This is a genomic window from Neobacillus endophyticus, from assembly GCF_013248975.1.
GTDB classification, from domain to species: Bacteria; Bacillota; Bacilli; order Bacillales; family Cytobacillaceae; genus Neobacillus; species Neobacillus endophyticus.
Genome location: NZ_JABRWH010000001.1, coordinates 676003 through 698896, shown reverse-complemented (window position 1 = coordinate 698896; position 22894 = coordinate 676003). Strand labels below are relative to the sequence as shown.

Sequence of the window (22894 nt, the reverse complement as noted above, 5' to 3'; positions counted from 1 at the left end):
GAGGTTTAAAACATGGCAAATCAAATCAAAACGGAGATGTTGAAGGGCGATCTATATATAAATGGTCAATGGGTAAGTGAACATGATCAGGCCTATTTTGAAAGTGTCAATCCTGCGACAGGGGAATTGGTTGGGATTTGTGCTGCGGCGACAACTAGTCAGGTGGATGAAGCGGTGGCATCTGCACATAAGGCGTACTCCATGTGGCGTGATCTTCCCGTTCCGGAGCGTGCCTCCTATTTAATGAAAGCGGGCCAACTGTTTGAAGCACGAAAAGAAGAACTCGCCCGTGTTATGACAATGGAAATGGGCAAAGTATTGACCGAATCATTAGGCGAAGTGGGTGTTGTTATCGCTACGGCTCAATATATGTCGGGGGAGGGACGGCGTCTCTTCGGAGAGAGTGTTCCTGCAGGTTTTCCGGACAGAAACGTGAGAATGGTCCGCGAACCGCTTGGCGTGGCCGCATGTATTACACCGTGGAACTTTCCGGTCTCACTTGCCTCATACAAAATTTTCTCCGCCTTAATTGCGGGTAATACGGTTGTATGGAAGCCGGCTTCAGAGGTGGCTCTATCGGCTAAGATTTTTGTTGAAATCTTGGCTGAAGCCGGTGTTCCGGCAGGAGTTGTTAACTTAATTACCGGTTCAGGAAGAACAGTAGGAAGCCGACTTGCCGAACATCCTGACGTACAAGTGATTTCGTTTACGGGTTCAACAGAGGTAGGACAGCAGCTGGCAGAGATGAGCTGCAAAACTTTAAAACGGATTTCTTTGGAGCTGGGCGGAAAAAATGCGGTGATCGTCCTAAAAGATGCAGACCTCGATAAAGCGGCGGATGGCATCGTGAAATCTGCGTTTACAACAACAGGCCAGCGCTGCACAGCAGCAAGCCGTGTCATTGTTGAGCGTCCTATTAAACAGGAGCTAGTAGCAAAAATCGTGCAATTAACAAAGTCTATGAAAATTGGAAATGGACTAGAAGAAGGGAACCAGGTCGGCCCGCTTGTTAATGAAAGCCAGCTTCATACGGTGGAAAGCTATGTGAAAAAAGCAGTCGAGGAAGGCGGAAAAATCGTCTTGGGAGGAAAGCGTGCGGCGGAATTAGGCGGTTTTTATTATGAACCTACTATTATCGAAAATGTACGACCTCATGATGTCATTGCCCAGGAAGAAATTTTTGGCCCCGTTCTAGCCATTATAGAGGCGGATTCTTATGAAGAAGCAATGGAAATCAATAATAACACGATTTACGGCTTGTCCACTGCTATCTATACAAAAAGTCTTCATTATGCGAATCGAGCTGCACGCGAAGCAGTCAGTGGTCTTGTCTATATCAATAACGGAACTTCCAATGCAGAGATGGGTGTCGCTTTTGGTGGTATGAAAATGTCAGGAAATGGTCACCGTGAAGTATCCCACCATTCCTTTGATGTGATGACGGAGTGGAAATCCATTTATACCAACTATTAATAGACAGCTCATTTCCGGCACAAAGGAGGAGAGTATGAGAAAACATCGTATCGGGATTGCGTTCTTTTACCATGAATCCCACAGTTTCACCCCGATGAAAACCGAAATCGAACAGTTTAAAAATGAAGGATTTTTTAACGGTGATGAGATTTATGCAGCCTATCAAAGTACAAAAACGGAAGTCGGAGGATTTCTCGATGTTTTAACAAGGCATGAGGATATTGAAATTGTACCGCTGTTGTGTGCTGCCGCGGTGCCTTCCGGTGTAGTCTCAACAGAAGCCTACTCGATTATTGAAGAACAAATGCTTCAGTCGATCCAACTGGCAGGAATACTGGACGGTTTATTGCTTGCTCTCCACGGAGCAATGGTGGTGGAGCATTTGTTTGATCCGGAAGCACATTTGCTAGGGAAGATTCGCGAACTTGTCGGATGGAATATTCCGATTGCGACCACCCTCGATATGCATGCCAATTTAAGTGAAGAAATGATTGCCTATACCCCGCTTCATTTTGGGTTTAAAACATATCCGCATGTAGACATGTACGAGCAAGGCGTACACGCAGCATCCGCTTTGTTAAAACAATTGAAGGAAAACGTGGTCTTTTACGCTGCTTTTGAAAAATTGCCGATGATGCCGCCTTCGATTAATATGCGGACAGCAGAAGGGCCGATGCACAAAATGATGGAATGGGCAAAACAAGCGGAAGAGGAAGAAGAAATTTATAACGTCTCCGTGTTTGGCGGCTTCCCGTATTCCGATATTCCGATGGTGGGGGCGAGCATTCTCGTTGTGGGACTTGACCCGAAAAAAGGAAAAGAAACAGCCAAAAAAATGGCTTCCTTGTATTGGGAGGTAAGAGAAGAATTCTTAATGGATTTGCCTAATGTATCAGAAGCGCTGGAATGGGCTCTGACAATGGATGAAGTGAAGCCGATTGCCTTGGCGGATATCTCAGACAATCCTTTAAGCTGCGGGAGCGGAGATACGACAGAACTGCTCAAGGAAATGGTCAAACTGAACCTTCCAAACACCCTATTTGGCGGACTTTATGATCCTGAATCCATTGAAGCATGCCGTCAAGCTGGAGTAGGGAACAACGTCACTTTGGCTCTTGGAGGAAAAGTATCGCCTGAATTCGGTGCTCCAGTTGTCGTGGAAGCAACGGTCATCGCCATTTCGGATGGAATCTTTTATAATTCAGGCCCGTTTAATCAGCATTTACGGGTTGATTTGAAAGGGGCAGCACATATCCGCACTGGCAATATGGACATCCTCTTGATCGGCAGGCCGATGTCGGCAAATGATCCGGAAATGTTTCGCCATATCGGGTTGGAGCCGGGGACGAAGCGAATTCTCGGATTAAAAGCGAAAAACCATTTCCGGGCAGCATTTGATTCCATCATCAGTCGAGTCATTTATGTTGATGCGCCAGGTGTTGCATCGAACCGTTTAACAAATTTTCCGTATCAACACATTCCAAGGCCAATCTGGCCATTGGATGATTGTAAATATAAGGTAGAAGCAAGGGGGACATCAGCATGGAAACAATGAATAAATCCTACTATGTCGAAGTGGCATCATCATTAAATCCAAAGCAGCTGAAAATGATGATGGAGTTGGAAAAAGATGCATTCCCGGGGATGGGAGCAGTGGATGAACAAACGTTGATACCGCTGGCGCGTTATGGAAAGCTCCTTCAATACTGGCAGGATCACGACGGGCGTCCTGTTGCGATTTGTGAGATATTGAGAGATTACCATGATATTCATAAAGCCTACATTTTCGGATTCTATGTCCGTTCCGACCAGCAAGGGAAAGGAATCGGTAAATTATTTTTACAGGATATCTACCCGATTTTAAAACAGGATCAATTTAAGAAAGTGTGTTTAACGGTCAGCACTAAAAATGAGGCAGCCATTAAGCTCTACGAAAAACTGGGCTTCGTCATTAAAGACACGAGGTCTGATGAATTTGGCGAAGGGGAGCATCGCTACTACATGGAATACATCATTACTTAAAGAAATGTGATCACTGGTGATTTGGAATAATGTTGACGGTGCAAAAATCAACAGCCAGATCGAACAGAGGCTTTCTTAAAAATGGACAGCAGGGGAGAAATCATCACTATGGTCAAAAAATTGAGGAGGGGACTAGGATGAGAAACACTTTATTCAAACCGAAAAGACATTGGAAAGAAATCGAACTGTGGAAGGATGTAACCGATGAGCAGTGGAACGATTGGTTGTGGCAGTTGACAAATACCATTAAAACACTGGATGACTTGAAAAAAGTCGTCGACCTGACTCCTGAGGAAGAGGAAGGGGTTAAAATCTCTACCAAAACGATTCCATTAAATATTACTCCTTATTATGCATCTCTAATGGATAAAGATGATCCAAGATGCCCGATTCGCATGCAGTCTGTACCGATTTCGCAGGAAGTGTACAAAACAAGATATGATATGGAGGATCCGCTTCACGAAGATGAGGATTCACCAGTACCAGGTTTAACACACCGCTACCCTGATCGCGTGTTATTCCTAGTCACCAATCAATGTTCAATGTACTGCCGTTATTGCACTAGAAGACGTTTCTCTGGACAAATTGGAATGGGTGTACCAAAGAAACAGCTGGACGCAGCCATCCAATATATCGCTTCCACACCGCAAATTCGAGATGTTCTTATCTCCGGTGGAGACGGATTATTAATCAACGATACGATTTTAGAATATATCTTAAAAAATCTGCGCGAGATTCCGCATGTGGAAATCATCCGCATCGGCACACGGGCGCCTGTTGTATTCCCGCAGCGGATTACTGAAAACCTCTGCGAAATTTTGAAAAAATATCATCCAGTTTGGCTGAATACTCATTTCAATACCTCCATGGAAATTACGGAAGAGTCTAAGCGCGCATGCGAAATGCTGGCAAATGCCGGGGTTCCAGTTGGAAATCAATCCGTTATTCTAGCAGGCATTAATGACAGTGTTCCGATCATGAAGCAGCTGATGCATGATCTTGTGAAAATTCGTGTCCGTCCATATTACATTTACCAATGTGATCTATCTGAAGGAATCGGCCACTTCCGTGCACCAATCAGTAAAGGATTGGAAATCATGGAAGGTCTGCGCGGACATACTTCCGGTTATGCGGTTCCGACATTTATCGTCGATGCACCGGGAGGAGGCGGCAAAATTCCGTTGCAGCCGAATTATATTATTTCCCAAAGCTCCAATAAAGTGGTGCTGCGCAACTTTGAAGGAGTCATTACCTCTTATCCGGAGCCGGAAAATTACCATCCTGGCACTGCAGAGGATTATTACAAAAAGGTTTATCCTGAAGTATTTGAGAAATTTGAAAGCAATGGTGTCTTATCCGTGATTGATGATACGAAATTCAATTTAATTCCTGAAGGTTTGAAACGCCTGGATCGCCGCAAAACCTATAACAACAATCCTGAACACAGCTCATTAAAAGATAAGCGTGAGAAGCGTGACGAATTAAAGGAGAAAAAATTCCAAGCGCAAATCAATAAATTCGAAACAGTAGGAGCGGTGGAAGAATAATGTTGAATTGTCAATGGTGCGGATCTGATAAGGCAGAAAGAACAAACAATACCGTATATTGGGAGCTACCAGACGGTACGAAAACAATTGAAATTCGCGAAACACCTTCCGTTCATTGCTCAAATTGCGGCATGACCTATCAAAGTGATGAAATGGTAAAGGAAATAGAGGATCAGTTGTTTCTAATTAATACCACCAAGTTGGAAAAAAGCATGACATATGAAACATTGATGGCAGTGCCTCGGATCCTGAAACGAAACTACTTTGATTTTTCGAAATAATAAGTTGGGTAAAAGAGTTTTCCCCATGGGTGGGTTGCATATAACCATCCATGGGAAATTCTTTTAATCTGAAAATCATCCGCTAATCATGCTTTTTAATATCTGAAAATTTACTCTTTTCAATAAAATTGTGTATTTTTAGGGATATAGACTTTTCATTTATTTAATAAAGGTGGGACATGAATGGAAGTTATTAATTCGGAAGAGAATCAAACTAGTCATGTGAAACGCAATTTAAAGGCTAGGCATATGACCATGATAGCAATTGGCGGATCGATTGGAACAGGGCTGTTTTTGGCAACAGGATTATCGATTCGGACAGCAGGACCGGGCGGCGCACTGATTGCTTACGGTGCGATTGGAATTATGGTTTATTTTTTAATGACGAGTCTTGGTGAAATGGCCACCCATATGCCTGTCTCGGGATCCTTTGCTACTTACGCTACCCGTTTCATCGATCCTTCATTAGGGTTTGCACTCGGTTGGAATTACTGGTTTAACTGGGCTATAACTTTGGCAGTTGAGATCGCAGCCTCGGCAATTATTATGAAATTTTGGCTTCCGAACGTACCAAGCATTGTATGGAGCGTACTGTTTTTAGGACTTATCTTTTTATTAAATGCCTTATCCGTTAAAAGTTATGGTGAGTCAGAGTTTTGGTTTTCTTTAGTAAAAGTTATTACGATTATTGTTTTTATTGCAGTTGGCCTGCTAACCATTTTTGGGATTCTTGGCGGCAAGTATATTGGGTTTAAAAACTTTACAATCGGTCACGCCCCAATCAGTGGCGGCTTTCTTTCCATATTAAGTATTTTCTTTATCGCCGGCTTTTCCTTCCAAGGAACAGAGCTTGTTGGAATTGCCGCAGGGGAAAGTGAAAATCCGGATAAAAACGTCCCAAAAGCCATTAGACAAGTGTTCTGGCGCATTCTATTGTTTTATATCGGGGCCATTGCGGTAATCGGCCTTATTATACCTTACACAAGTAATCAGTTGTTAGGCGGGGACGTAGACAAGATTGCGGTCAGCCCGTTTACCCTTGTTTTTGAGAAAGCAGGATTTGCCTTTACAGCATCTGTTATGAATGCAGTTATTTTAACCTCTGTTTTATCATGCGGTACCTCGGGCTTATATGCATCAACACGGATGCTCTGGTCAATGGCTAAGGACGGTCAGGCACCTAAATTTTTACAAAAAGTTAATCGTCGCGGAATTCCGATGAATGCCCTTTTAGTAACGGCTATCATTGGCGCAATGGCCTTTTTATCATCTATCTTTGGAGATCAGGTCTATACATGGTTATTAAACGCCTCAGGCCTAACCGGATTTATTGCCTGGGTTGGCATCGCCTTAAGCCATTACCGTTTCCGCAAGGCCTATCTCGCTCAAGGAAGAGACTTAAATAAACTGAAGTATAAGGCAAAATGGTATCCATTCGGCCCGCTGCTTGCTTTAATTATGTGCATCATTATTATCCTCGGACAAAATTATCAAGCATTTACTAACGGGAAAATCGATTGGTATGGAATTGCCGTCTCCTACATCGGATTACCGATCTTTTTCATCACTTGGTTGGGCTATAAATACGCCAAAAAAACAAAGGTCATTCCACTTCAACAATGCTCTTTTGATGATGAGCAGAATGAGACTGAGGATTTGCAGGGACATATGACCGCATTTGGAAAATGACGACATCAAAAAACGCCTGGAAGGGCGTTTTTTGATGTCATTGTTATGGAATTTAGTTTTCAAAAAGGAAGATGCAAAACCTATCCGTATTATTAATAATGGAAAAACAATATCTTCAATTTGTGAGGTAAAGGTAAATGGGATGAGTGGATATCCCATCAAACTGATTGTAGATGAAAGATGTCATTGGGAATTTTCTTTAAATTAGCACTAAAATTAATATTTTGACTAAAATAAGGGCTTTAGATATTATAAAACTCTACATTTATGTTAATACTTGTTATATCACTAAAAATCTAGAAGAATTAAAGGAGAGTAAATACGGATATGAATAAAACGGAATTAATTAATGCAGTAGCAGAAGCAAGTGAATTATCAAAAAAAGATGCAGGAAAAGCGATTGATGCATTATTTGAAACGATTTCGAATGCATTAAAAAATGGCGATAAAGTCCAATTAATTGGATTTGGTAATTTCGAAGTTCGGGATCGTGCAGCAAGAACTGGGAGAAACCCACAAACAGGTGAGGAAATTGAAATTGCTGCGGCAAGGGTTCCTGCATTTTCAGCAGGGAAGGCCCTAAAAGATGCAGTTAAAAATAGTTAAAAAATATTCATTTTAAAAGTTTCAAAGGAGCTTGTAAGTTCCTTAGACCAGGCAGCCCTTGGGGCTGTTTTTTCTATAGAAAAAAGTTATATTTCCTTATTGTATAGGGGCAATAAAAATAGAGGATGAAAAGTTCATCCCCTAACAAGTGATTCTTTTTGCACCTAATAAACAAAATTCCTTTAACATTGTCAGTCTATTCAAAAGTTGAACTACACGAAGTGGACTTTGTGTTCGTCAAGTTCCGCTTTTTCCTATTGTTCTTGACTTTTTCGAAATAAGCTGGCTAATCCTGAAGCAGCATCATATGGGAACAGGATGGTGCTATTCTTCTCGGCTGCAATTTCTGTCATCGTTTGCAGCATCCGTAATTGCATGGCCTCCGGCTGCTTGCTAATGACTGTAGCTGCTTCAGCTAGCTTTTCAGCCGCTTCAAATTCCCCTTGGGCGGCAATTACTTTTGCTTTTCTTTCCCGTTCGGCCTCGGCCTCTTTCGCCATCGCACGGCGAAGACCTTCAGGAAGATCCATTGACCGAATTTCAACCCCTGTCACCTTTATTCCCCATGGCTCAGTTGCCCGATCAAGTTCAGAACGCAATAAATCGTCTAATTTCTTTTGATCTGTCAACATTTCCTGCATCGTATGGGCACCCAGGTTGGAACGGAGAATCGTTTGAGCCAAGGTTCTCGTTGCCTTTCTGTAATCCTCCACATCAAGCAGAGCTTTTTGGGCATTGACCGCCTGATAATAAACGACAGCGTTTAATGTGACTGGAACACTGTCCTTTGTGATAATATCCTGATTCTCCACATTTTCAACACGAATCCGCATATCGATTCTTCGGACGCTGTCGACGAGAGGAATAACAAACTGTACACCAGGCTCCAGCGAACGAGTATAACGGCCCAACCGAAGGACAACACCCTGCTGATATTGCTGAACAATTCGAATTGAAGATAAAAAAAGAAGAACGACTAAAACTGCAAGTGTTAAAAGAACACTGATTGATGCTGACATAAAATGTCATCTCCCTAAAATGGAATTATTTCTTAAAACAATCATATTTTAGCAGATTATTTGAAAATAACCAGTGATATTTTTTTGACTAAAATGGTCTGCTTTAGAAAATGCTCACCTTATATGAATATGGCTTGCGACTAGAAGCGGAACGGCACTCCTATTTACTGTTATACAAACATCAACCAAAAAAAGGAGAGTTTTTTTCGAAAAGTAGTTGCTTTTCTGAAAAATCCATATTATGATTTTTTAAAAGTAATCATATCAAAATAATCGGAATTAAATTAAGCCTATACCTGATCTAATAAACGAAATCAACTGGATATGTGCCCTTTTCTACTCCCATTGCATATAAGTATTACGTGTAAAGGTCCTAGTTTAAAAGGCATGTTCAAAAGCAGATCAGGACGATCTCTTGGGAGCGAATGTTGACTGAACTACTCAACATTAAAGAGGGGGGATTGACCATGAAGGTATCGAGTAAAGGCGAATATGCATTAAGGGCATTACTCTTACTTGGAAACCATGAAGGAACCGTAATAGGAATTCAGGAAATTGCTGAGAAGACGCACGTCAGCATAAATTACTTGGAGCAAATCCTGCTTCAATTAAAAAAGCTCGGCTATGTCACAAGCAAAAGAGGGGCAAAAGGAGGATATCTTCTATATAAGAAGCCTTCAGACATCAGTATTGGCGAAGTGATCCGTGATTTGGAGGGCCCTTTGTCACCAATGGGCTGCGCCTCGATTACAAAATATGAACCTTGTGTTTTAGAGGTTGGGTGTCAATTAAAACCATTATGGTCCCTGGTAAGAGATACGATAGCATTTGTTCTCGAGAGAACCAGTCTTGAAGACTTACTGCAAAACCGAATTAATAAATTTGAAGGGGATGATTTTATTGCAATTAAAAGGCCGTCTGGATCAGCAGGTTCTGGAGAAGATTGCTAGTTTGTTAGAAGGGTTGGAATTTGGAACGGTTCAAATAACCGTTCATGATTCCCAAATTACTCAAATTGATCGATTGGAAAAGTACCGATTTCCTCCTCAACGGAAATCAGGTTCTGAAGTGCCTAATCATCACAAAAAAACATGCTAAATTCAATATGCCGATCGGACGACCGAAGGCCCTGTAGTTAATCGTACACTTGGATGTGCGTTTATAACTATTGGGCTTTTTTTGGCCGTTAGGAAAGTATACCTTCCCTATCAGGCATAAGTGCAACTACGCCTCTGTCTTCGCCCTAACAGGCTCGCCAGTCGGCGAGTTTTCTTTATTGGAAAAAAGCCCTGATTTGCAGCAATACCATACTTAAGATTATAAAAGGGGAGCGTAAAAAATGAAGAAAAAACTATGGATGACAATCGTTTCTATTACTCTTTTACTTTGGGTTGCCGGGTGCTCGAACCAAACGGTCAGTAACAAGACTGAATCAAATAAGTCAGTAAAATCCGAGGTGGAATTATTGAATGTTTCCTATGATCCGACAAGGGAATTTTACCAGCAGTTTAATAAAAGCTTTGCAGCCCATTGGGAAAAACAAACCGGACAAAAAGTGACCATTAAGCAGTCGCATGGCGGTTCAGGCGCCCAATCCCGCGCTGTTATAGATGGACTTGAGGCAGATGTTGTTACATTAGCACTTGCTTACGATATTGATGCCATAGCCAAGACAGGGAAAATTTCAGCGGATTGGCAGAAACGGCTTGACAACAATAGTTCACCGTACACTTCGACAATTGTTTTCCTTGTTCGTAAAGGCAATCCGAAGGGCATCAAGGATTGGGATGATTTAGTGAAAAAAGGTGTTTCCGTGATTACACCAAATCCGAAAACTTCCGGTGGTGCCAGATGGAACTTCCTAGCGGCATGGGGTTATGCATTAAAGAAATACAACGGCGACGAGCAAAAAGCAAAGGAATTTGTGACAAAGCTTTATAAGAATGTTCCGGTACTGGATTCCGGGGCACGCGGGTCAACAACCACATTTACGGAAAAAGGAATCGGGGATGTGTTAATTGCCTGGGAAAATGAAGCCTATCTGGCGCTCAATCAACTTGGTAAGGATAAATTTGAAATCGTGAACCCGTCGATTAGTATTCTGGCAGAGCCTCCGGTAGCAGTGGTCGATCAAGTGGCGAAAAAGCATGGGACAGAGAAAGTGGCGAAAGCTTATCTGGATTATCTGTATTCTCCAGAAGGCCAGGAAATTGCTGCAAAGAATTACTACCGGCCGCGTGATAAACAAGTAGCCGAAAAGTACCTCAGCCAGTTCCCTAATATCCAATTATTTACCATTGATGACCAGTTTGGCGGCTGGACAAAAGCCCAAAAAACGTTTTTCGCAGATGGCGGAGTCTTTGATCAGATATACAAACCGCAATGATAAAGGAGAGCTTGCATGTGTCCAAAAAATCGAAACGTCACCGTGTTCTTCCGGGCTACGGCCTTTCCATGGGATATACAGTTGTCTATCTAAGCCTGATCATTTTGCTTCCATTAGCCGTTTTATTTTTAAAAGCTACGACTCTCAGTTTTTCTGATTTTTGGAGGACTGTAACAGATGCAAGAGTCGTAGCATCCTATAAGTTGACACTATCGACTTCCTTGGTTGCAGCTTTGGTTAATGTCGTATTTGGAACCCTGATCGCCTGGGTTCTCGTACGGTATGACTTTTGGGGGAAGCGCTTGGCTGATGCCCTTGTGGATTTGCCATTTGCCCTGCCGACGGCGATCGCTGGGATTGCCTTAACAACCCTTTACGCACCAAATGGCTGGATTGGAAAATACTTTGATGCCATGGGAATCAAAGTTGCCTATACACCACTTGGGATCATGATTGCTTTAACATTTATCGGATTGCCCTTTGTCGTCAGGTCTGTCCAGCCTGTATTGCAGGATTTGGACACCCAGTATGAAGAAGCAGCCGCAACATTGGGAGCGAATTCGGTACAAATTTTTCTCAAAATTATATTCCCGGCCATTTTCCCCGCCATCATTACCGGTTTTGCTCTTGCCTTTGCTAGGGCATTGGGAGAGTATGGTTCAGTCGTCTTTATCTCGGGAAACATGCCGATGAAAACGGAAATCACCCCGTTACTCATCATTACAAAGCTGGAGCAATTTAACTATGGGGGAGCGGCCGCCATTGCCGCGGTTATGCTGCTATTTTCTTTCATTCTGTTATTCTTGATTAATTTTTGGCAATGGAAAACTTCTAATAAACAGCAGCATGTATAGAGGGGGAAAACTAGATGAATAGAGAAATAGCTGTTCCACTAAACCCTGCCGTGCCGGCCAAAGTGAAAAAGTGGCTGTTGATTGGAATAGCCTTTGCTTTCCTGGGATTATTTATTGTTTTACCATTACTGGTGGTGTTTTCAGAAGCGGTGAAAAAAGGAATCGAGCTTTATTTTGCCGCTATAGTGGATCCCGAAGCACAATCTGCCATTCAACTAACCTTATTAACAGCAGCTATTGCTGTTCCGGTTAACACGCTTTTCGGTGTGGTGGCAGCTTGGGCTATAACAAAATTTGATTTCAAGGGAAAAAATCTGCTTATTACCCTTATTGATATTCCGTTTGCCGTTTCGCCTGTGATTGCCGGACTCGTATTTGTCCTGTTATTCGGTTCCCAAGGATTGTTTGGCCCGTTTCTTGAAGCGCATGAAATCAAAATTGTTTTCGCTGTTCCTGGAATCGTACTAGCAACGGTTTTCGTTACTTTTCCATTTGTTGTACGTGAACTGATTCCGGTAATGCACGAGCAAGGAACAGAGGAGGAGCAGGCTGCGATCTCGCTGGGAGCTAACGGCTGGCAAATGTTTTTCCGTGTCACATTGCCTAATATCAAATGGGGCCTGTTGTATGGTGTGATTCTTTGTAATGCTCGGGCGATGGGGGAATTCGGAGCGGTTTCCGTTGTATCTGGCCACATTCGCGGTATGACCAACACGATTCCGCTTCATGTGGAAATTTTGTATAACGAATACAACTTTTCCGCTGCATTTGCGATGGCATCGATACTGGCTATGCTTGCCCTGATTACATTAGTTTTAAAAAGTATTGTCGAGTGGAGAACGAAAAAGGATCATGCCTAACTTTAATGGGGGAACGAGAATGGGAATTTTTATCAGTGAGGTAACAAAAGAATTTGGCCGTTATCCGGCAGTGGACAACGTCACACTGGAAATACCAACAGGGGATTTTACTGCCCTTTTGGGGCCTTCCGGGTCTGGAAAAACGACTCTTTTAAGATTAATCGCTGGGCTGGAGAGTATCGATTCAGGAAAGATTCTATTAAATGGCAGTGATTTTTCAGCCAAAACGGTCAAGGAACGCAAAGTGGGCTTTGTTTTTCAGCATTATGCCCTGTTTAAACATATGAACATTTTTGAAAATATCGCTTTCGGTTTAAAAGTCAGGCCAAGGAAGCTGCGGCCTTCGAAAAAAGAAATAAAGGAAAAAGTAATGGATTTATTAAAGCTTGTCCAGCTCGAACATGTAGCCGACCGCTATCCAGCCCAGCTGTCTGGAGGGCAGCGCCAACGGATTGCGTTAGCAAGGGCTCTGGCAGTGGAACCAGAGGTACTGCTTCTTGATGAGCCGTTTGGGGCGCTTGATGCCAAGGTACGTCAGGAACTCAGACACTGGCTGCGGGAAATCCATCAAAAACTGAACATTACAACGATCTTTGTTACACATGATCAAGAAGAAGCGTTGGAAATGGCAGATACCGTTGTAGTGATGAATAAGGGAAAAGTAGAACAGATTGGTTCGCCAGAGGAGGTCTATCAATATCCTGCTAATGCTTTTGTTTATAGTTTCTTAGGCAGGGTTAATGAATTTCGTGGAGAGGCTCTTTCGGAACTGTCCGGATCTTTAGAGGAAACGGTCGGTTATATCCGGCCGCATGAAATTGAGCTGAGTCCAACTTTGAAAGGGAAGGGTGTCCCTTCTGAAGTTTTACATGTTCATCCCATAGGATCCACCATTCGAATCGAATTAAAACGTTTGGATACTGAGGATTCTTTCGAGGCTGAAATGACATCAGAGAAATACAGGGAACTAGGGCCGCTGAAAAGAGGAGATATTGTCTATACCGAATTCAACAAGCTTGTCGTTTTCAGCGAAAAAAACGGCCCCGTTCTGCAGGAAATGAAGAATGAACCATTAAGGACCGCATCTCTATAGCAGCTTATTTTTTATCTTAAGGAATAGAGAATTAGACTAACATATTCTTTCTAAAATAAAAGGTCCCATAGAAAGCTCTATGGGACAATAACGAGAAAAATCTTTGATCGGTAGAACCTAACGTATTAATTTGTTGTAGTCGTTGAACCACTTGTAGTGCCAGTTGTACCATTAGTAGTCGACGTGCCGGAAGCAGTACCAGAAGAATCAGTAGTGCCGGAAGTAGTAGTCGACGTGCCGGAAGCAGTACCAGAAGTATCAGTAGTGCCGGTAGTAGTAGTCGACGTGCCGGAAGTAGTACCAGATGTATCAGTAGTGCCAGTAGTAGTCGATGTTCCGCTTGTAGTGCCGGATGTACCAGTTGTAGTAGTCGTTGTTGTTGGTGTGCTAGATTGTAATTTATTAATTGAATCAGTCACTGTTTTCATTTCATTTGTAATGCTTGTCTTAGCAGTTGAAATAAGAGTGTAAGTATTTGTTACATCAGCTGTTGAGCCATATTTTTGAGCAACTTTGTCCACTTGCTTAGTTAAGCTGTTAAGTTGATTCGAATCAGCTTTCAGTCTATTTAATACGCTTTGGTAAAAGTCTAGTTCTGTTGTAACATCTGTGTTGTTGAAGGCAGTTACTTTATTTGTTAATTGTTGAACTTGGGCTGTTACCTTTGAAATATTTTTATTGATTGGTTCAAGAAACTTTTTTGCCTCTTTCACTTTTGCTGCAGGTATCTTAACTGGTTTTGCTTTGGACTCTCCATCTTTTCCGTGGGAAACTGGAGCTTTTGGTTGAACTGAAGCTGTGCTTTCAGCCGATTTGCCTTTTAATACTGGAGCTGAAGTCTTTTCTGGCGTTGCTTTTGAAGTTGAAACTGATACATTTCCCCATTTTGCTTTTGGGGCTGAGGCTGCTGCAGCAGGTGATGCAATCAATCCAAGTGCTACAGCAAGACCTGTTGCTGTTAACATACCTTTTTTCATCAAAACATTCCTCCTTATTAAAATGAAATACATTATCATTATCGACAAAATTCGTCACAGAATTAGGGACTTTGTACTCATTTTTATATTTTTAAAAATATTAAAAAAACATTAATAAGGCATTAAAAACGGCCAAAGAAGAAGGGGCTTCTTTAGCCGTTTTAACGAGATTATAATGTTCGGTATCTTTTCAATGCCACAATGTTCAGTACAATAAAGAGGAGAGCGAAAATAACTAATGCGAGTAGATCCCCGCCGATATCCGTTAACCCGAATCCTTCATACATTACTTTTTTGAGGGCATCGCCTGCATAGTACATGGGAAAAATTTCCGCAATAATTTGAAGCCAATTCGCCATCCCAGAAAGCGGGAAAATTCCAGCAAAAAACACTTGGGGAACAACCGCGATCGGGATAAATTGCATCATTTGAAATTCGGATGAAGCAAATGTCGATAATAAAATGCCAAGAGAAAGCGCCACTAATGCCAGCAGTAAATTAATAAAAATCACGTTGATCATGGAACCAACAAGCACGATATCCAATACATTGATCGCATAGAGAACAACGATAATGGTTTGAACCACGGCAAATATGCCAAAGCCGATTAAATAGGCGGTAACAATTTCGGTCCGACGAATCGGGGTGGACATCAACCGTTCCAGCGTGCCGGTCGTCCGTTCACGAAGCAAGCCGATTCCGGAAATAATAAACACAAAGAAGAAAACAAAGAAACCGACTAAAATAGGGCTTAACACATCAAAAAACGCGGTATCCTTATTGCCGTACACATATTTCGTTGTCATGGTTTTCTCTGTGAATTTATCTGTAACTGCTGGATTTTGCTGTGTCATTCCCAGGGTTTTAGAGTTCGGCATTCCCGTCATCATCGGAAGCTGTTGCATGAGCTTAGTTTGTGAATAAACAGCCACTGCCTGATTTATTTTCATTTGCAGCGGTTTAGCTGTTGATGGATCAGCATTTTGCAGTATTAACGTTAATTTACCATTTTCATCTTGCAGCAAGCCATCAAGTTTGTCATCCACGACAGTTTGTTTTGTTGCCTTATCATAGTTCTTTACATCAATTTTTGCTTTCTCGATGATTTTAATAAGGCCTTGATCGACCCCGACAACCCCAATTTTCGGATTAACGGTATTGCCGTTAAATATAAAATACATGAGAGTTAAAACCAATAATGGCGCGACAAACATCAAGGCGAGTGTTCGTTTATCGCGAAGCATTTGCAGACAAATTCGTTTTACCAGTGCGCTGATTCTCATGACTGCTTCACCCCTGCCCGTAAAAATACTTCATCGAAATTATCAACATGATAGAGTTCCTTTAATTCCTTAGGTGCGCCGCTTGTTAGGATCCGTCCGTCCCGCACCATAGCCACGACATCACATCTTTCCGCCTCGTCCATGACATGGGTCGTCACAATGATGGTTTTTCCTTCTTCATTTTTTAAGCGCAGCAGCTCGTGCCAAATCGATATTTTTAACTCTGGATCAATTCCGACAGTTGGTTCATCCAAAATTAGGATCTTCGGGTTTTGAATGAGAGCAATAGCCAGCGACAAGCGCCGCTTCATCCCTCCAGAATAGGCTGAAACCCGTTTCTTTAAATCCCCTGTTAAATTGACAAGGCTGGCAGCATAAGCAATCCGCATTTTCTGCTCCTCTTTTTTTAATTTATAAAGTGAGGCAAAGAATTTTAAATTCTCTTCTCCCGTTAGCTCCACATATAGCGAATCGGCCTGGGCCATATAACCAATCTCCTGAAGCAGGTTTAGATTAGGCATTTTTTCATTTAACACATGGATCGTGCCGGAATCGGCCCTTTCCATGCCGACAATCATTTTAACAAGAGTAGTTTTTCCAGCGCCAGAAGGCCCGATCAGTCCATATAGCTGCCCTTTCTCAATGGTTAAATGAACATCGTTTAAAACCTTCTTTTTGTTAAAACTTTTGCTGACTTGTTCTACCTTAATGGTTGGATACATTTGTTCATCCCTCCTTAGTCAAACGGATAAAAATGAACACCGTGTTGACTATCTTTATACGTTAATATTAAAATGCCATGGCTGGAAATACAATAAACAATATTGGGAAAAGTGTTGAATAAAAAGGGGAGACTTGATTCAATTCGAAGTCTCCCCATTCGTCATTCATTTTATTTCGTTTAGCACATATGATAAGCTTTTTTCCTGCATGGAAGTTAATCGTAAGTGATAGTTTTCAAATGGAAGGTGTGCAGTAACCGGATTTGGAACGATGACACATCGGATTCCAGCCCCAATCGCCGCAAGGGAACCATTTAAGGAATCTTCAAATGCCACTGCTTCATTCGGTTGAACCTCAAGTGCTTCCAATGCTTTTACATAGAGACTTGGGTCAGGTTTAACCCTTGTGACATTTTCCTTTGTTTTAATCGTATGGAAATAATCGTAAATCTGATATCGCTTGAGGCAAGACTCCACCCAATCACGCCCTGAGCTTGAGGCCAGCCCAATTTTTAATTGCTGTTTTTTCGCCTCTTCCAAGTAGGAGGTCACACCTTCACGAAGACTTAAGCTGATCGCTCTTTCCATGAATAATTTGTGCTGCTTTTCTTCCAATTTTGCTTCGAGGGCAGATATGCCAGCCTGGGTTTCAAAGTACTGATTGATAAAGTCGTCTGTCGTACCGATGACCTTTGAATACTCTTCAAATGGCAGATGAACATTAAACTCTTGAAAAATTTCTTTACATACTTCATACCATAATGATTCAGAATCGACGATTAGGCCGTCAAAATCAAAAATAATCGCTTTTATCATGAAAGTTCCTCCCCCTAAAGCACTCTATTAATTTAGTCCTGCAACATGACCGGGTCCTAACAATGTTAATCTTGCAGCAATCAAGGTCATTTCTCTCGGTGATTGTTCCATCCCGTTTTCAAGCCAATGCTGGACAATGCCAAGATGTGCAGAACTTACATATGAAAGGAAAAAATCAAGTGGAACAGCCATATCTTCTTTTAAATGCATATGAACAATATTTTGAATAAATCTCTTTTTGATCATTTCTTTTAATTTCACCTGAAAGGAGGCATCTCCCTTTGGGCCTAATAATACCTTCATGAAACTGGCGTTTTCCTGAAAAAATTCAAATAATCTCAAGATGATGGGAAATGGTTCTGATTGGCTGGTGTAAGCCAAGGCATCATTGGGATTAATTTCCGAAGTAATCTCCTCAACGGCAAGTAATATTTCATCCTCACTCTGCTCTAATAAATCAAACTTATCCCGGTAGTGTAAATAAAAGGTCCCGCGGTTGATGGCCGCTTTCTCTGTTAGATCCCGAACGGTAATTCCTTCGAATCCCTTTTCTTCCATTAATACAGTGAGTGCATCCCGAAGGAGCCACTTCGTCCGTGTAATTCGTTTATCAGTCCGTTCCGACACTATGCGAGCCTCCTAATGCGAAAGTTTTTCCAATTAATAAAATTATAGTGAACAGGTTGGTAAATGGCCAACATATTAGATTGAATCTCCGCAGTTATAAATCTCAATGGCCAGCATAAAATCTAAAAGTTAAAGAACCGTCATCAAGAGAAAAGGGGGAATGTCCCATGTTCTTTGACGTTTGGCTTGCAGGTCAATCGTTATGGAATACCCCGCTGTTGGCAGTGCTTTTCGGTTTAAACTGTCTATATTTATTTTTTATGAAACAATCGTTAAAAATCAAAATTTACCACAAACAGCCACTATTATTTATCTGTGGCTTAATCCTATTCTATTTCATGATCGGAAGCCCCTTTGCATCCATCAGTCATTTATCATTCAGCCTGCACATGTTCCAAATGAGCTTGTTGTTCTTTATTACTCCGCCGCTGTTGTTATTGGGAATACCGGCACAGCTCTGGCAGCCTGTTTGGAATCTTTCCATTTTAAAAAAGATCCCGCCATGTACCTCCCTATATACGTTTGCCGTACTGTTCCTAATGTATCATGTTCCAGCTATATTAACCTTCCTGTCACAAAATCCTTATTACCACCAAAGTTATTTTCTCATTCTGATGCTATTGGCCTTTGGCATGTGGTTTCCGATTACAGCAACCGGAAAGTTCACCAAGACTGAGAAGAACCGTTATGCCTATTTAAGCGGTATGGTGTTGATGCCTGCGTGCCTTCTATTCATCATTAGCGCACTTCTCGGAGGTATGAATAATCCTTTCCTTAGCGAAATCACTGCCAATTTGTGCATGGGCTCAGCTGCTATGCACTCAGGTTTGATTTTGCCGTTTCCCTTCAATACGAAATGGGATCAATTGCTGGCAGGAATCCTCATGCTCTTGATTCACAAAATAGGGCTATTGCTGACATCTCGATATGGAGATAATGTCCAAATTCGCAACTTGGAGAAAAACGCCTAATCATCCAAAACTGACACAAGACTGCCACATACCCCTGCGTTTCTTCCGCTTTTTTAAGTATGAATGGGCAAAAATAAGGCTTGAATAAAGAAGCGGAGGGGGTTACATGTACCAAAAACAAGAAAGGGTGTTAATTTGGCTCTCCTTTACAGCTGCGATTATTGTAGGATTGTCACTCATCGGTCGTATTTTATCAGGCTAGGATCGGCAGGAAAGGTGGTTATTCATTGTGATGGAAAATCAAGAAGCAGTATTTTTCAGTAGAAAAGATGATGCGGTGAAGAGGCAGTGATTTTTCAATGATACTTTTTTATAGAAAATAAGGCATTAAAATAGCCTGAAAAGGAAGAGCCTCTGCGTGTCCTAGGCTCTTCTATTTATAGCTTAAACCTTTTTAAATGGAAAAATATATGCCTTTTTTCTATTACAATAATGTGCTAGAATCGGCTCATTCTTCAAATGAAGAGGGGACGCTGAATTTTCCTTTATTCTCACCCTTGCCCCACTGACTTTCCACTTTTCGTGGCGGATATCCCCTCGTAAGACCCAATTTCCCATTTTAGTAAATAAACAATAGCGCTCCAGCAGCCAGTCATCAAGACTTCCCATTGTGACAGGACTCTGCAGGGAATAGGGCTCATATTCAACTGCAAAGGTCCCTTGACCAAACCACCGCCTGCTGTTAAAAAAGACAAGCCTCTCTTCATGATGAATATCCATTTTTGCCTGCCGAAACGGCAGACCAACCGCTTTTGCTCCTAAAACTGCCAACGGATGATTGGCATCAAGTGAAAAAAAGTATACGCCCGGCTGCCCCTTGTATTTCACGTATGTCCTGACATTCAATTCCCAATAATGGAGCAATAGGGGAATTTCCGGCAGCCAGTGAAATTGCTGATGGCTAACCTGGAAAGGGAGCATCGTAAGCCATGCATCATCCTGATAGGTATCCAACTCAAATTCATTTGGCAAAAGAGGAGCCATTTCATGAACAGCCATTTTCCAATGCAAAAATAACAAGTGTTCCCAGGTTTGCGTCATAATCCAAGGACCAAGGCCATTCATTTTTTTTAACATCCCTTCAAAATTGTTTGACATTCAAACGTCTATTTGAATATTATATATTCAAACGAACATTTGAATAAAGAAGGTGGCAACATGAAAGAACGCGATATTTGCGAAATTACCTGTGTGGAGAGTGAAAGGTCCGCCAAGATACAACAGCAGCTTGAAAACAGCAGCCACATTCTTGAAGTGACAAAGTTGTTTAAAGCCTTGTCTGATGAAACCCGCTTGAAAATTGCCTACACCCTGACACTTGAAGATGAACTCTGCGTTCATGATGTTGCCTATATTGTAGGGGCAACAACCGCCACAGCTTCCCATCATCTTCGGCATTTAAAGGGTCTTGGTCTTGCCAAATATCGCAAAGAGGGTAAGCTCGTTTATTATTCCCTTGATGACGATCATGTTAAACAATTAATTCATATTGCCTTCACACATCAGAAGGAGGTGTCCGTCCGTGAGTGATACAGTGGAAAAACATGTCTACCGGGTTCAGGGCTTTTCCTGCATAAACTGTGCTGCCAAGTTCGAAAAAAACGTACAGCATCTGGATGGTGTTGTGGATGCAAAAGTAAATTTCGGAGCTTCAAAACTAACAATCTATGGAACTGCTAGTTTAGATGAATTACACCATGCCGGTGCATTTGAAAAATTAACGCTATTTCCTGAAAAAGGTCAGCTGATACCTGCCCCAAAAGAGGCTCTTTGGAAGCGATACTTCCATCTTGTATTGTCAGCATTGTTGCTCTTGGTAGGCTATATTTTTAATATGAACATCCTCTTTGCTGGTGCAATTATCCTAGGAGGATTTTCGTTATTTCAAACTGGCTTGAAGAATTTAATTCAGCTCGAGTTTGATATGAAAACGTTGATGACCATCGCCATTATAGGTGCAGCTATTATTGGCCAATGGGAAGAAGGCGCAGTGGTGGTGATTTTGTTTGCCATCAGTGAAGTGCTTGAAGGATTTTCCATGGATAAAGCACGTGCCTCCATCCGCTCGCTTATAGAGAAGAAACCGGCAGAAGCCCTTGTGGTCAGAAACGGTACGGAGCTTATGTTAAAAATAGAAGATATTGAAATCGGCGATATCATTCTTGTCAAACCAGGGCAAATGCTTGCCATGGATGGCATCGTTCTTGAGGGAGCTTCCTCTGTCAATCAAGCAGCCATCACCGGAGAAGCTGTTCCTGTTGAAAAAGCCGCAGGAGACGAAGTGTTTGCTGGGACGTTAAATGAAGAAGGATTTTTAAAAATAAAGGTTATGAAGTCGAGCGAAGATTCGACGATCGCCAAAATCATTCATTTGGTAGAGGAAGCGCAGGCAGAAAAAGCCCAGTCACAGCAGTTTGTTGATCGCTTTGCTAAATACTATACGCCCGTGATTATCGCGATTGCCGTGCTTGTTGCCATTGTTCCGCCGCTTTTTTTGACAGGAGGATGGCAGAAGTGGATATATGAAGGGCTTGCTGTATTAGTAGTCGGATGTCCATGTGCCCTGGTTATATCAACACCGGTGGCTATTGTTACGGCAATAGGGAATGCCGCCCGCCAAGGTGTCTTGATTAAAGGCGGAAATTTCTTAGAAGAAATGGCCGCTGTAAAAGCGATCGCCTTTGATAAAACTGGAACACTTACAAAGGGAACTCCAATCGTAACGGATTTTATCAATTTTAGCGATGATGAGCATCTGTTTACCAAAGTGGCGGCATTGGAAAGGCAGTCGCAGCACCCACTCGCAGCAGCCATTATGAAAAAAGCTGACAATTCAGTTGATCAAGTAGAAGGATTCATTTCCATCACCGGCAAGGGCATTATAGGTAAAATAAATGGAATAGAGTACCGGATTGGGAATACAAGGTTATTCGAAGAAATTCCAGCTGAAGTTCATACACATATCACTTCACTAAAAACTCAGGGAAAAACAGTGATGATCGTTGGAACATCTACAGAAATTCTTGCCTTAATTGCAGCGGCAGATGAAGTTAGGGAAAGCAGTAAAACAGTCATATATAAATTGCAGCAGCTCGGAATAAAACAAACGGTTTTATTGACAGGTGATCATGAAGCTGCTGCGGAGGCGGCTGGGTATGTAGCAGGTGTGACCGATATAGCAGCAGAACTTCTCCCACAGGATAAATTGACTTTTATAAAGAAATTGTCATCAACATATGGCAAAACAGCCATGATTGGGGACGGCGTCAACGATGCTCCTGCACTTGCTGCGGCGGATGTGGGAATTGCAATGGGGAAGGCTGGAACAGATGCTGCCCTGGAGACAGCAGACATAGCACTTATGAATGATGAATTGAACAAATTGCCGTTTATCATTAACTTAAGCCGCAAAACAGTAAGAATTATTAAACAAAATATTTCGCTTTCGTTAATTGTTAAATTACTGGCCCTTCTTTTAGTCATACCGGGCTGGCTTACCCTATGGATTGCGATTTTTGCCGATATGGGCATCACATTGCTTGTCACACTGAATGGGCTTAGGCTGCTGCGGTAAGGGAGTAACAAGGAAAACATGTATCGAAAAGCCGTTATAGGAAAAAATGAACCATAATTAGGACTTCTTCGCTTTACACATAGATATAAACTAG

At 42.0% G+C, this 22894-nt stretch carries 24 protein-coding genes; 17 read left to right on the top strand and 7 right to left on the bottom strand.

The window, feature by feature from the left end; all coding sequences use genetic code 11:
* Nucleotides 1–12: 12 nt before the first annotated feature.
* The 8 genes from HPT25_RS03450 to hbs all read left to right on the top strand — a co-directional run bounded on the left by HPT25_RS03450 (nt 13) and on the right by hbs (nt 7618).
* On the top strand, nt 13–1473 hold the full coding sequence (locus HPT25_RS03450) for an aldehyde dehydrogenase family protein (protein WP_217269609.1): 1461 nt from the start codon (nt 13–15) through the stop codon (nt 1471–1473).
* A 34-nt stretch (nt 1474–1507) separates the two neighbouring features.
* Nucleotides 1508–3028, top strand: a complete 1521-nt coding sequence (locus HPT25_RS03445) for a M81 family metallopeptidase (RefSeq protein WP_173059967.1) — start codon at nt 1508–1510, stop codon at nt 3026–3028.
* Nucleotides 3016–3495: a GNAT family N-acetyltransferase gene (locus tag HPT25_RS03440; protein ID WP_173059964.1), complete on the top strand. Its 480-nt coding sequence runs from the start codon at nt 3016–3018 to the stop codon at nt 3493–3495. The genes HPT25_RS03445 and HPT25_RS03440 overlap by 13 nt, the downstream gene beginning before the upstream one ends.
* Before the next feature lie 137 nt (nt 3496–3632).
* On the top strand, nt 3633–5042 hold the full coding sequence (kamA, locus tag HPT25_RS03435) for a lysine 2,3-aminomutase (protein ID WP_173059961.1): 1410 nt from the start codon (nt 3633–3635) through the stop codon (nt 5040–5042).
* A gap of 2 nt (nt 5043–5044) precedes the next feature.
* A complete protein-coding gene (locus HPT25_RS03430) occupies nt 5045–5323 on the top strand; it encodes a YokU family protein (protein ID WP_217269867.1) in 279 nt (92 codons plus the stop codon).
* Nucleotides 5324–5506: 183 nt separating this feature from the next.
* Nucleotides 5507–7012, top strand: a complete 1506-nt coding sequence (locus HPT25_RS03425) for an amino acid permease (RefSeq protein WP_173059955.1) — start codon at nt 5507–5509, stop codon at nt 7010–7012.
* On the top strand, nt 7002–7220 hold the full coding sequence (locus tag HPT25_RS03420; protein WP_217269608.1) for a hypothetical protein: 219 nt from the start codon (nt 7002–7004) through the stop codon (nt 7218–7220). Before HPT25_RS03425 ends, HPT25_RS03420 begins: the two co-directional genes overlap by 11 nt.
* A gap of 119 nt (nt 7221–7339) precedes the next feature.
* The gene (hbs, locus tag HPT25_RS03415; protein ID WP_173059949.1) at nt 7340–7618 is read left to right on the top strand and encodes a non-specific DNA-binding protein Hbs; all 279 of its coding nucleotides are present in this window, start codon (nt 7340–7342) and stop codon (nt 7616–7618) included.
* Nucleotides 7619–7872: 254 nt separating this feature from the next.
* Here hbs and HPT25_RS03410 read toward each other — a convergent pair whose 3' ends face one another.
* Nucleotides 7873–8637, bottom strand: coding sequence for an SPFH domain-containing protein (locus HPT25_RS03410; RefSeq protein ID WP_173059947.1), 765 nt, complete (start codon nt 8635–8637; stop codon nt 7873–7875).
* 467 nt (nt 8638–9104) lie between these two features.
* Between HPT25_RS03410 and HPT25_RS03405 the strand changes: the two genes are divergently transcribed.
* The 6 genes from HPT25_RS03405 to HPT25_RS03380 all read left to right on the top strand — a co-directional run bounded on the left by HPT25_RS03405 (nt 9105) and on the right by HPT25_RS03380 (nt 13830).
* Nucleotides 9105–9587 (top strand): RrF2 family transcriptional regulator, encoded by a 483-nt coding sequence (locus HPT25_RS03405; RefSeq protein ID WP_173059944.1) that lies wholly within the window; start codon nt 9105–9107, stop codon nt 9585–9587.
* Nucleotides 9538–9735 (top strand): YezD family protein, encoded by a 198-nt coding sequence (locus HPT25_RS03400; protein ID WP_376767905.1) that lies wholly within the window; start codon nt 9538–9540, stop codon nt 9733–9735. The genes HPT25_RS03405 and HPT25_RS03400 overlap by 50 nt, the downstream gene beginning before the upstream one ends.
* Before the next feature lie 241 nt (nt 9736–9976).
* On the top strand, nt 9977–11023 hold the full coding sequence (locus HPT25_RS03395) for a sulfate ABC transporter substrate-binding protein (protein WP_173059936.1): 1047 nt from the start codon (nt 9977–9979) through the stop codon (nt 11021–11023).
* Nucleotides 11020–11877, top strand: coding sequence for a sulfate ABC transporter permease subunit CysT (gene cysT, locus HPT25_RS03390; protein ID WP_173059933.1), 858 nt, complete (start codon nt 11020–11022; stop codon nt 11875–11877). The genes HPT25_RS03395 and cysT overlap by 4 nt, the downstream gene beginning before the upstream one ends.
* A 14-nt stretch (nt 11878–11891) precedes the next feature.
* Complete coding sequence (cysW, locus tag HPT25_RS03385; RefSeq protein ID WP_173059930.1) at nt 11892–12737, top strand: sulfate ABC transporter permease subunit CysW; 846 nt, start codon at nt 11892–11894, stop codon at nt 12735–12737.
* A gap of 19 nt (nt 12738–12756) precedes the next feature.
* Nucleotides 12757–13830, top strand: coding sequence for a sulfate/molybdate ABC transporter ATP-binding protein (locus tag HPT25_RS03380; protein ID WP_173059927.1), 1074 nt, complete (start codon nt 12757–12759; stop codon nt 13828–13830).
* Nucleotides 13831–13955: 125 nt separating this feature from the next.
* On the opposite strand, the gene HPT25_RS03375 is transcribed toward HPT25_RS03380, so the two are convergent.
* The 5 genes from HPT25_RS03375 to HPT25_RS29225 all read right to left on the bottom strand — a co-directional run bounded on the left by HPT25_RS03375 (nt 13956) and on the right by HPT25_RS29225 (nt 18255).
* Nucleotides 13956–14807, bottom strand: a complete 852-nt coding sequence (locus tag HPT25_RS03375; protein WP_173059924.1) for a hypothetical protein — start codon at nt 14805–14807, stop codon at nt 13956–13958.
* A gap of 170 nt (nt 14808–14977) precedes the next feature.
* Nucleotides 14978–16090, bottom strand: a complete 1113-nt coding sequence (locus HPT25_RS03370) for an ABC transporter permease (protein WP_173059921.1) — start codon at nt 16088–16090, stop codon at nt 14978–14980.
* The gene (locus HPT25_RS03365; RefSeq protein WP_173059919.1) at nt 16087–16812 is read right to left on the bottom strand and encodes an ABC transporter ATP-binding protein; all 726 of its coding nucleotides are present in this window, start codon (nt 16810–16812) and stop codon (nt 16087–16089) included. The genes HPT25_RS03370 and HPT25_RS03365 overlap by 4 nt, the downstream gene beginning before the upstream one ends.
* A gap of 165 nt (nt 16813–16977) precedes the next feature.
* On the bottom strand, nt 16978–17625 hold the full coding sequence (locus HPT25_RS03360) for an HAD family hydrolase (RefSeq protein WP_173070847.1): 648 nt from the start codon (nt 17623–17625) through the stop codon (nt 16978–16980).
* Nucleotides 17626–17655: 30 nt separating this feature from the next.
* Nucleotides 17656–18255, bottom strand: a complete 600-nt coding sequence (locus HPT25_RS29225) for a TetR/AcrR family transcriptional regulator (protein WP_312857263.1) — start codon at nt 18253–18255, stop codon at nt 17656–17658.
* Nucleotides 18256–18422: 167 nt separating this feature from the next.
* On the opposite strand from HPT25_RS29225, the gene HPT25_RS03350 reads away from it, so the two are divergent.
* Complete coding sequence (locus HPT25_RS03350; protein WP_173059916.1) at nt 18423–19226, top strand: VcrB family reductive dehalogenase putative membrane anchor; 804 nt, start codon at nt 18423–18425, stop codon at nt 19224–19226.
* 384 nt (nt 19227–19610) lie between these two features.
* On the opposite strand, the gene HPT25_RS03345 is transcribed toward HPT25_RS03350, so the two are convergent.
* On the bottom strand, nt 19611–20291 hold the full coding sequence (locus tag HPT25_RS03345; RefSeq protein WP_173059913.1) for a YqjF family protein: 681 nt from the start codon (nt 20289–20291) through the stop codon (nt 19611–19613).
* Nucleotides 20292–20384: 93 nt separating this feature from the next.
* Between HPT25_RS03345 and HPT25_RS03340 the strand changes: the two genes are divergently transcribed.
* Nucleotides 20385–20756 (top strand): ArsR/SmtB family transcription factor, encoded by a 372-nt coding sequence (locus HPT25_RS03340; RefSeq protein ID WP_173059910.1) that lies wholly within the window; start codon nt 20385–20387, stop codon nt 20754–20756.
* Nucleotides 20749–22800 (top strand): heavy metal translocating P-type ATPase, encoded by a 2052-nt coding sequence (locus HPT25_RS03335; protein ID WP_312857262.1) that lies wholly within the window; start codon nt 20749–20751, stop codon nt 22798–22800. Before HPT25_RS03340 ends, HPT25_RS03335 begins: the two co-directional genes overlap by 8 nt.
* Nucleotides 22801–22894 lie beyond the last annotated feature (94 nt).